The following is a 10000-nucleotide window of genomic DNA, read 5'->3' as shown; positions in this document are numbered from 1 at the left end:
GCCGCCCGTCTGGCCGCGATGGCGCAGATAGGCGTCGAGCAGGGTGCAGCTCATCATGGCCTCGGCCACCGGCACGGCGCGGATACCAACGCAGGGGTCGTGGCGGCCCTTGGTGCGGATATCGACGTCCTTGCCGTCAATGTCGATCGACTGACGCTCGGTCAGGATGGACGAGGTCGGCTTGAGCGCCAGCCGCGCCACAATCGTCTGACCCGTCGAAATGCCGCCCAATATGCCGCCCGCGTGGTTCGACAGGAAGTCGATACCGTCCGGTCCCATGCGCATTTCATCGGCATTCTGTTCGCCGGACAGGGTGGCCGCGTTGAAGCCTTCGCCGATTTCCACACCCTTGACGGCGTTAATCGACATCAGATTGGCCGCGAGGTCCGAATCCAGCTTGCCATAGATGGGCGCGCCCCAGCCGGCGGGCACGCCTTCGGCCTGCACCTCGACCACCGCGCCGATGGAGGAGCCCGCCTTGCGGATGCCGTCGAGATAGTCTTCAAATTGCGCCAGCGTGCTGGCGTCCGGAGAAAACAACGGGTTCTGATCGACCTGCGCCCAGTCCCAGTGCGCGCGGTCGATGGGGTGGACCCCCAGTTGCACAAGGGCGGCGCGCACCGCGATCTGCGGCCCGATCAGGGTTTTCAGAACCTTCAGCGCCACGGCCCCGGCGGCGACGCGCGCCGCGGTTTCACGCGCGCTGGAACGGCCCCCGCCGCGATAGTCGCGGATACCGTACTTGGCAAAATAGGTGTAGTCGGCGTGGCCCGGCCGGAACTGACGCGCGATTTCACCGTAGTCCTTCGAGCGCTGATCGGTGTTTTCAATCAGCACCGAGATCGGCGTGCCGGTCGTCTTGCCCTCAAACACCCCCGACAAAATTTTCGCTTCGTCGGCTTCGCGGCGTTGGGTGACAAAGCGCGAGCCGCCCGGCTTGCGGCGGTCAAGCGCCCCTTGCAGATCGGCCTCGGACAGCTCAATCCCCGGCGGGCAGCCGTCGATCACGCAGCCGAGCGCCGGTCCGTGGCTTTCGCCCCAGGTTGTAACGCGGAAAAGATGACCGAAGCTGTTGTGCGACATGGACCCAGCGCTTTCCGAAAAGTGGGACGCACTTTTCGGATATAAAAGCGCGTTCAGCCTAAAATCAGAGCGTAATTTCGCTTCAACTTGAACGAAATACGCTCCAGCCTTGATTTTTATGCCGTGGCCATACGGCACTTCTGCGGGGCGCGCAACTCAATCGTGTTGAAGTCTCAGGCCCACTTGCGATGAAATTCGGCCAGCAGGTCCGAGGCCGGGCGCAACGGCGTCTCAAAGGCCTCAAAACGCAGGTGAAGGTCGCCCGACGGATAACGCGACGTGGCGGGCAGGCCCAAGCCTTTGAGCGTCAGGCGGTTATCGACGGCGTCGCTCAGATCGACCGTCTGCGGGCCGTGCGGTGTCTCGACGCGCACCTGTCCGCCCAGCCGCAGATGCCGGGCATCGACCGGCACGCTCAGGCAGAGGTCGTGGCCTTCAACGTGCAACTCATCGCGGCGTTCGATCTCGATGCGGAAGACGTATTCGGTGCCGCCGGGGCGTGTGGCTTTCAGCCGCAGCCGCTCGCCGTCACGCAGACCGGGGGGCAGCGTCATGCGCAGCGATTTACGATGCATCAGGCTGCGGCCGGGTCCGGCGTCGTGGATCAGCTCCAGCGGCAAGGGCACATCGGTGACGACGGGGCCGCCCTTGACGGCCACCTCAGGACTAAGGCGCAGGGGCTCAGCCGTATCCGACAATTCCTCTATGATTTCCGACAGGTCCGGGCCATTCCTGATCTGACGCATCAGGAGGTCGCGCGCCAGAATCAACCGTCGCAGTGGGGCCTCTGAGCCGTTCAGGTCCGGATGCGCGCGTTTGGCCAGTCGGCGAAAGGCCGCCTGCACGTCGTGGCCGCTGACCGGTTCGCTAAGACCAAGGACGCTGAGGGCTAAGGTTCGGTTCATTCTGAAGGGACAGACAAGGGAGGTGTTGACGCACTGTGCCCGCCTATGGTCAACAGCGGGTTAATGACCGATGTGCACAGCCATCAAACCGACCGGGCCCTTTCGGCGTAAAGCTTAAACCGCGCGCCAATGTCTGGCGATGCGGTGTGTGGAGAAATAACGATGTCCCGTTCTGATCTGATCCCGCCCAGCCCTGACTATGCCGACGCCCACGCGGCCAATGAGGCCGATATCGACGGGGCCGAGCCGTTCGATCTGTTCGGTCAATGGTTGATAGATGCGCGGGCTAAGGAACCGAACGACCCCAACGCCATGACGGTGGCCACAGTGGACGCCGATGGGATGCCGGATGCGCGCATGGTTCTGCTCAAGGATTTCGACCGGCAGGGCTTTGTTTTTTATACCAATACCCAAAGCGCCAAGGGCCGTCAGATACTGGGGGCGCGCAAGGCGGCGCTGCTGTTCCACTGGAAATCCCTGCGCCGTCAGGTGCGTATCCGCGGCACGGTCGAACTCGTCAGCGACGCCGAGGCGGATGAATATTTCGCTTCGCGCGCCCGCAATTCGCAGATCGGGGCCTGGGCGTCGGAGCAGTCGCGGCCGCTGGAAAGTCGTTTTGCGCTGGAAAAGCGCGTCGCAGAATATGGGCTGAAATTCGGCATCGGGGCCGTGCCGCGCCCGCCGCACTGGACGGGGTTCCGCATAGTGCCGTCGGAGATGGAGTTCTGGCGCGACAAGCCGTTCCGCCTGCACGACCGCCTCAAGTTCGAACGCACCGGCGACGGGTGGGTGAAGTCGAAGCTCTATCCGTAAAAATGCGAAACCTGGAGGCCGTTCAGGCGCTTTCTTAGAACCACAGATTACACAGATTACACAGATTTTGAGTCTCAGATTACCCTACGGGGGGGACACTCCTGAGCGGGATGATTGTGAATGGAAGCATCATCCTGATCTAAATTTTTGTTTTGTCGCGATATTTTTGTCGAAAACCGCTCACACTTTTCGACATATCGGTCTAAAGGCGCGCAGCGCCAATCTGTGCAATCTGTGTAATCTGTGGTTCTCAATAATGTCAGAGCGTCAGTCTGAGGCCTGCTGCGCTGGCGGCCAGCATCCGTGTCTATCCGTGGCTACACCTTATTTCCTCTCACCACCTTGATGGATCAGGGGAATAGTAGGGCCGCACGTCCGACACGCTGAGGCCCGCCGCATGGGCCGCCTCTATCCCTTCGTCACTGTCCTCATAGGCATGGGCCTCGGACGGCGCGACGCCCAGACGGCGGCAGGCCTCAAGATAAAGGTCCGGGGCCGGTTTGCCGATGCCCGTATCTTCAAACGCCACAACGGCGTCGAAGTGCTCATAAAGTCCGATGGCCTTTAACGTCGCCTCGACGATGCCTTTCTGCCCGCCGGAACAGACGCCCAGTTTCAGCTTGCCATAATAGGCCCTGACCAGCGCCTCGGTGGCGGGAATCGCCCGCACGGCGTCGATATGGTCAAGAAACAGGGGCGCATTGCGCGCCGCGACGGCCTCGGCATCGAAGGCCACGCCGGTTTCCTGCGCCACGGACTCCAGAAGGGCTTTGCGCGACCAGCCCAGCCGCGCGGCGTAAAAGTCAGCGCGAAAGTCGATACCAAAGGGGGCTAACGCCGTCCGAAAGGCCCGGTAATGCGCGGCGAAGGTATCGGCCAGCGTCCCGTCGCAATCGAAGATCAGGGCTTTGGCGTGTGCGGGTGGGCGCAGCGAGTCAGTAAACATCATCCGAACTGTCTATACCAACCACCGCGTCATGGCTTGACGAAAAGGCGCGCTGAGTCCAGACAGACGGGGTTTCCCCGTATCCTGAGTATCCTGCATGACCGCCCCCTTTTCGCCTGATGTGTTGCCTGACGCTCTTATTGCGCACCTGTCCGAAGGGGCGGATGACATCATCGCCACCTCCTGCGCCGTGGTGATCCTGAAGGGCAAGCGCGCCTATAAGGTCAAAAAGAGCGTCGATTACGGCTTCCTCGACTTCACCTCGGTCGAAAAGCGCCGCAAGGCCCTGCTGCGCGAACTGCGCTACAATCAGCGCATGGCCGCCGACATCTATCTGGGGGTCGAGGAGATCAAAGGCGAAAGCGTGCTGGTCATGCGCCGCTTTGATACGGCCGGGGTGCTGGCCGAACAGAGCCAGTCGCGCGCGGACTGGACGCCCGACCTCGACCTGATGCACGATCTCGGGCAGATCGTGGCGCAGTTCCACGCCGGCTCGGAAATCTGCCGCGACGCCGAACACGAATTCAACATCAAATACGTCATTGACTCGAACAAGAAGAATATCGAGGTCTTCCGCGACGAACTGGGGGCCGAGGCGGTCGATGCCTATGACCGCGCCATTCAGGCCGCCTATGCAGAACTGGTCGGGGATGTGAAACGCCGCTTCTCCGAAGGCTATGTGCGCCATTGCCACGGCGATCTGCACCTCGGCAATATCCTGATCGAGAACGACAGGCCGGTGCTGTTCGACTGCATCGAGTTCAATGAGCGCCTGAGCCAGATCGACGTGCTCTATGACCTCGCCTTCCTGCTGATGGACCTGTGGGTGAGGGGGCATGACGCCGCCGCCAATACGGTGCTCAACATCTATGTCGAAAAGGCCGCGCGGCTGGAGGACGACATCCACAGCGTCTATGCCGGGCTGAAACTGCTGCCGCTCTATATGTCGGTGCGCGCCGGGGTGCGCTGCCACGTCAATGCCAACTATGGCGGCACGCCCAACTACGCCATGGAAAAGGCGAAAATGTATCTTCAGGCGGCTCAGGCCTTCCTCGAGATGAAGCCGGCCGAACTTCTGGCCGTCGGCGGTCTGTCCGGGTCGGGCAAGAGCACCCATTCGCGCCACATCGCGCCGCAGACGGGGCGCGCCCCCGGTGCGCTGGTGCTGCGCTCGGACGAGATGCGCAAGCGCCTGTGGGCCTGCCCGGAATTCGAGACCCTGCCGAAGGAGGCCTATACGCCGGAAGAGAATGCGCGGGTGTACACGCACATGTTCGATCTGGCGCGCACGGCGGTGCAGAGCGGGCAGTCGGTGATTCTCGACGCCACCTTCCGCAATCAGGACCGCGCGCGCGAAGCGAAGGCTTTGGCGGAAACACAGGGCGTCGCCTTCCGGGCTTTGTGGATGGACGTCCCGGCGGATGAGCGTCTGAGGCGTGTCCTGCAAAGGCGCAATGATGTGTCGGACGCCACGCCGGACATTGCCGGGGCGCAGACCGATCCTCAACTGGACACCACAATCTGGACCCTGACGCCGAACCCCTGAGTGGGATCAGGGTAAATATCGCGTGAACGGGTGCATTTTTGACACCTTCCCTGCGTATTGTTCGCGCAACAACAGGTACACCGGTGACGCGGCCTTGTGATTGTCAGAGGGTCGGGCCGGGGCACAGTAAAGAGTATAGGGCTGGGACAAAGTGTCTGACGAGATGACGCATTTTGACGGCGAAACCGCAGTGGACACCGGGCGGGCGGGCAAGAAGGACTTTGGCTTTGCGCCGATCGCCTTTGTCCTCAGCCTGTTTGCGCCCTTGACCTACCTTACGGCCATGCTGGCCACGCGCACGGGCTATATCAGCTACGATCTGGGCTTCAACACCATCGCCCTGAACTATGTGCCAAAGATGGCCACCGTGGCCATGATCCTGTCGGCCCTGTCGCTGCTGATCTCGCTGTTCAAGGCGCCAAAGACTTACGGACCGTGGGCCCTGTGCGCAGTGCTGGTGTCGGGATCGGTGCTGGCCGGCTATTACGCCTATGAACTGAGGTTGAAGTCGAGTCCGCCGATTCACGAGGTGGCGACCAACTGGGAACGCCCGGTCACCTTCTCGACCAAGCTGATCGAGGCACGTGGCCCCGCGGCGCACGTGGTAGAAGACGCCCCCTATGTCGGGCGCAACGTCGCCTACGAATGGGCAGGACAGTCGCTGGCGGCCATCAATGCCCAGACCTGCCCGCTGGCGTCCTCTGTCACGGGCCATACCAAAGACGCCGAAGCGGTGGCCCGCATCCTCAGAGAGCAGGGCTATGTGGTCTTCGGCAAATCCGACTGGCGCGTCGAAGCCACCTGGGAAGACCCGTGGTGGGGCAACAAATCGGACATTGTGGTGCGACTCGATCCGGACAAGACCGATATCCGTTCGGTCAGCCGAGAGGAGGCCGTCGATCTGGGCGGCAATTGCCAGCGCGTCACGGCGCTGATCGCGCGCCTCAAATCCTAGTTTTTTTGCCACACAGGGCGGCTTAACAGGGCGGCTTAAGACTTGCTTTACCCTCTCCATCTGTCGAGAGGAGCCCGTCATGCTGTCCCGTTTTGGCCTTTTTGTTTCAAAACGCGCCCTTTATGTGGCGACGGGCTGGCTGATCCTGTTTGCGGCGCAATTAAGCGTGGCCAGTTGCACCCCCGAACCGGTCACCGGTTACGCCGTGCGTATCAGCGCCGAACGCTAAGCCTCAAGCGTAACACCCGAATAAAACACTGATTTATGTGGGGCACCAATGATCACAATAGCGTGCCACATTCACGCTGCGATGCAACATAAAGAGCGTTGGATTCTCAAAAAAAGTTTCTAAAGAAACGATTATGCATTTATCCAGTATGGGAGAATAGCCCTCAGAAGCTGCGCTTTTGTGGGGATAAACGCAGCATTTTATCTGCAAAAATTTGAAATCTTCCAGATATTTGTGAAGTTTCAGCCTCTAAAGATAAGCTGACATACCTGCGTAAGTACGACATATCCTTTTTAATAGATTGAAAAAATTAGATATTTCATTTTTTCACCGATTTTGTGTTTCCGTTCGGAGCCTGTTGCGCCTTATTCATCTCCTTCCGTTTCTGGTGTGACTTAATTGAAACAGGTTGCAGTCGTAATTTAATCTTTCATGACGCGCGATTGACGGAATTATGACGCGGGTGCCTAACTTGGCACAACAGCCGGGCACGGCTGCATAACAGTGGGCCTTGAACTCTCTGCAAGGCCCTAAATCCGGAGAACTAGAGTGATCAACAAATCGAAGCGATCAGGCCTGATGGTCTCGACGACGCTGTGCGGTGCGCTGCTGTCGGCGGTAGCGCTCACGGCAATCACCTCGGTCGTACCGACCGTCGCCGTGGCGCAGGATCTTACGTCCGGCACCCTGGCTGGTACCGTGAAGTCGGAAGAAGGCAAGGCGGCGGCGGGTGCCACCGTGGTAATCACCGGCGAGTCGAACGGTTACACCTCGACGGCGAAGACTGGTGCGGACGGTACGTTCAAACTGTCGCAGATTCCGCTAGGTCGTTATACCGTGTCTATTACTACAGCTTCGGGCGCCAAAGCCGAGGAGACCGTTTTAGTTACGCTGGGTGCCGTTTCAAACTATGAATTCACCGCCGGTGGTGCGGCGGTTGAGACCGTTGTGGTTCGTGGTAAGGCGCGCCGTAATCTCGATTTTGACCGCACGACGACGGGTGCCGTGCTTGATGTTCAGACCGTAGCAGAGCGCATCCCGGTAGGACGGTCTATCGAAGCCCTCGCTGATCTGGTCCCGGGCATCACCATCAATGACGTTTTCGGCCCGCCCTCGATCTCAGGTGCATCACCGGCTGAAAACATTTATTACGTCAACGGTATGAATGTTACGAACTTCCGTAACTTCCTGGGCGGCACGACCATCCCGTTTGACTTCTACGAACAGATCGAAGTCAAGACCGGCGGTTATTCGGCCGAATATGGTCGTTCAACGGGTGGCGCATTTATCGCCACGACACGTTCCGGTTCGAATACGTTCAAAGGCGGTGTTTCCTTCTATTACACTCCTGACGCTTTGGCATCAAACTCGCCGGTCGTCGCCTCTGACCTGAACGAGACGCTCGATAAGAACGATACCTATTTCCAAGGCCGATCCGGACTTGAACAAAAAGAGGCTAACGTCTGGCTGTCTGGTCCTATCATTAAGGACCACGTTTACTTCTTTGCGTTCTACAACCCACGCAATTTCTCGCAGTCATCGCTGGCCACTTATGGTGATGGTTCGACAAATTACACAGAAGAAGCGGTTCAAAAAGATCCGTTCTGGGGGGGGAAGTTTGACTTCGTTCTCAATCCGAATCACCGTCTTGAAGTCACCTATTTCAGTGATGATCAGACAGAAGCTACGCATCACTTCGACGCGGGCGATCCGGTTGATAAACTTGTAAACAATTCCTCAGGCGGAAAGACACAGGTTTACAAGTACACTGGCAAAGTCGCGGACTGGTTTACCTTGTCTATGCTGTACGGAAAGTCCACTTTTAATCAGACCACCAAATCATTCCTTGATGACAATCCGGCTGTTTATCTGGATGGCGCTGTTATCAGAGGTAATCCGGATATCCTCGTCGAAGAAGGCGATGATAACCGAGAAAACTTCCGCGTAGACGGTGACTTCTACTTTAACCTCGCCGGTAAGCATCACCTTAAGGTTGGCTACGATCTTGAAAAGCTGACAGCTAACGTCGTTTCACGCTATTCTGGCAATACCTACTATCGGTACTATAACGCCGGTAGCGCTATCTGCGGCGGCACGGGGTCGGCTCAATGCGTTCGCGCACGCCAGTACTTCAACAATGGCGCGTTCGATGTCCAGAACACATCCTTCTACGCGCAGGATAGCTGGGAGATCAACGACCGCCTAGCTGTGAACCTGGGTTTGCGAGCTGACAAGTTCGTCAACAAGAATGCGGCAGGGGCGGCGTTCATTGAGACGGATTACCTCTTCGCTCCGCGCTTAGGTATGTCCTACGATGTGTATGGCGACAAATCGACGAAAATGACGGCCTCGTTTGGACGTTATTATTTGCCGATTGCTGGTAACACCAACATCCGTCTGGCTGGCGGTGAACTCTTCACTCAGAAGGTGTATCTCTGGACAGCGCGTGATGCCACCACGCTGGTTCCTACCCTTGGCGCACTCGTTAGCGAAAGCGTCTTCTCAGACGGTTCCATCCCCGACGCGAAAACCCTCGTTTCTCAGAACATTGACCCGCAGTATCAGGACGAGTTCACTGTCGGTCTGCAAAAGCGCTTCGAAAACGGCTGGAAAGCGGGTGTCACCTTCACCTACCGTAAGCTCGGCGCAGCGATGGAAGACGTAAACCTTTATTACGTCAACAATGATGTCTGCTCGTATTTGGGTATTGATGCTACTTCGTGCAACAACGGTACCTTCGGCGGATCAGGCTATGTTCTGCTCAACCCGGGTAAGGACGCGGTGATTACACTGAGTTCAGACTTTGGTTCGACCTGGGGTGGCAAGACCGTTACCATTCCGGCCGACGTGCTGGGTTATCCGGAGGCTAAACGCTCTTATCAGGGGGTTACCTTTGATTTCGAACGTCCGTGGGACGGTCAATGGTATGTTGGCGGCTCTTTAACGCTGTCAAGCACCAAGGGTAATATCGAAGGCGGTGTAAAGTCGGACAACGGTCAGGACGATACGGGCTTGACGCAGGACTTCGATGAAGTTGGTTGGACCGACGGCTCCTATGGCTTCCTGCCGAACCACCACGGTTATAGCCTGAAAGCCTTCGGTGCCTATCAGTTTAATGAAAATCTGCGTGGGGGCTTCAATGCCTCAGTCCTTTCGCCGCGTAAATATGGCTGTATTGGTTACTATCCGACGCCTGCGGACGGTCGCGCGGTAGATACGACGCTGACAGCATGGTATTGTAACGGTAAGTTGACACCTCGCGGTGCGTCGTTCGACGGGGATTGGATTAAGCGTCTTGATCTTAACCTGACTTGGTCGCAACCGATCCCGATCGGTACGGTCAAGCTCACAGCCGACATCTTTAACGTATTCAATGCCAAAGCTGCGGATCAATATCACGAAGAAGGGGAATACACGGGCGTTAATGAAAAGCGCCTGACCTATGGTATGCCGTCCAGTTATCAGACGCCGCGTTATGTGCGCCTCGGTCTGAAGTACGAGTTCTAAGGGCTAACCCCTTTAG

The 10000-nt window shown here is 58.2% G+C and carries 8 protein-coding genes; 5 read left to right on the top strand and 3 right to left on the bottom strand.

What is annotated here, in order from left to right; translation table 11 throughout:
- Together aroC and LDL37_RS01925 are read right to left on the bottom strand one after the other, a co-directional pair.
- On the bottom strand, positions 1-1083 hold a 1083-nt coding region (gene aroC / locus LDL37_RS01930; protein WP_290793525.1), incomplete at its 3' end, for a chorismate synthase.
- Positions 1084-1256: 173 nt separating this feature from the next.
- Positions 1257-1988 carry a DnaJ C-terminal domain-containing protein gene (locus LDL37_RS01925; RefSeq protein ID WP_290793522.1) on the bottom strand — a complete coding sequence of 244 codons (732 nt, stop codon included), beginning with the start codon at positions 1986-1988 and terminating at the stop codon, positions 1257-1259.
- Positions 1989-2150: 162 nt separating this feature from the next.
- On the opposite strand from LDL37_RS01925, the gene pdxH reads away from it, so the two are divergent.
- Positions 2151-2801 carry a pyridoxamine 5'-phosphate oxidase gene (gene pdxH, locus LDL37_RS01920; protein WP_290793520.1) on the top strand — a complete coding sequence of 217 codons (651 nt, stop codon included), beginning with the start codon at positions 2151-2153 and terminating at the stop codon, positions 2799-2801.
- Between the two features lie 334 nt (positions 2802-3135).
- Here pdxH and LDL37_RS01915 read toward each other — a convergent pair whose 3' ends face one another.
- Entirely contained in the window at positions 3136-3750 is a 615-nt protein-coding gene (locus LDL37_RS01915) for an HAD family phosphatase (RefSeq protein WP_290793517.1), read from the bottom strand.
- Between the two features lie 94 nt (positions 3751-3844).
- Between LDL37_RS01915 and LDL37_RS01910 the strand changes: the two genes are divergently transcribed.
- From LDL37_RS01910 to LDL37_RS01895, 4 genes are all read left to right on the top strand, one after another.
- Complete coding sequence (locus tag LDL37_RS01910; RefSeq protein ID WP_290793514.1) at positions 3845-5293, top strand: bifunctional aminoglycoside phosphotransferase/ATP-binding protein; 1449 nt, start codon at positions 3845-3847, stop codon at positions 5291-5293.
- Between the two features lie 151 nt (positions 5294-5444).
- The gene (locus LDL37_RS01905; protein WP_290793511.1) at positions 5445-6248 is read left to right on the top strand and encodes a DUF1499 domain-containing protein; all 804 of its coding nucleotides are present in this window, start codon (positions 5445-5447) and stop codon (positions 6246-6248) included.
- 79 nt (positions 6249-6327) lie between these two features.
- On the top strand, positions 6328-6477 hold the full coding sequence (locus tag LDL37_RS01900) for a hypothetical protein (RefSeq protein WP_290793508.1): 150 nt from the start codon (positions 6328-6330) through the stop codon (positions 6475-6477).
- Between the two features lie 549 nt (positions 6478-7026).
- Positions 7027-9984, top strand: a complete 2958-nt coding sequence (locus LDL37_RS01895) for a TonB-dependent receptor (RefSeq protein ID WP_290793505.1) — start codon at positions 7027-7029, stop codon at positions 9982-9984.
- Positions 9985-10000: the final 16 nt, after the last annotated feature.

The sequence above is a fragment of the Asticcacaulis sp. genome (genome assembly GCF_020217185.1).
Classification (GTDB): domain Bacteria; phylum Pseudomonadota; class Alphaproteobacteria; order Caulobacterales; family Caulobacteraceae; genus Asticcacaulis.
The sequence above is the reverse complement of the archived record's forward strand: the minus strand, read 5'-3'. Positions and strand labels throughout refer to the sequence as shown.

Coding starts and splice junctions, on each gene's coding strand:
- pdxH (WP_290793520.1), top strand. CDS start 2,151: ATGTCCCGTTCTGATCTGATCCCGCCCAGCCCTGACTATGCCGACGCC.
- LDL37_RS01915 (WP_290793517.1), bottom strand. CDS start 3,750: ATGATGTTTACTGACTCGCTGCGCCCACCCGCACACGCCAAAGCCCTG.
- LDL37_RS01910 (WP_290793514.1), top strand. CDS start 3,845: ATGACCGCCCCCTTTTCGCCTGATGTGTTGCCTGACGCTCTTATTGCG.
- LDL37_RS01925 (WP_290793522.1), bottom strand. CDS start 1,988: ATGAACCGAACCTTAGCCCTCAGCGTCCTTGGTCTTAGCGAACCGGTC.
- LDL37_RS01900 (WP_290793508.1), top strand. CDS start 6,328: ATGCTGTCCCGTTTTGGCCTTTTTGTTTCAAAACGCGCCCTTTATGTG.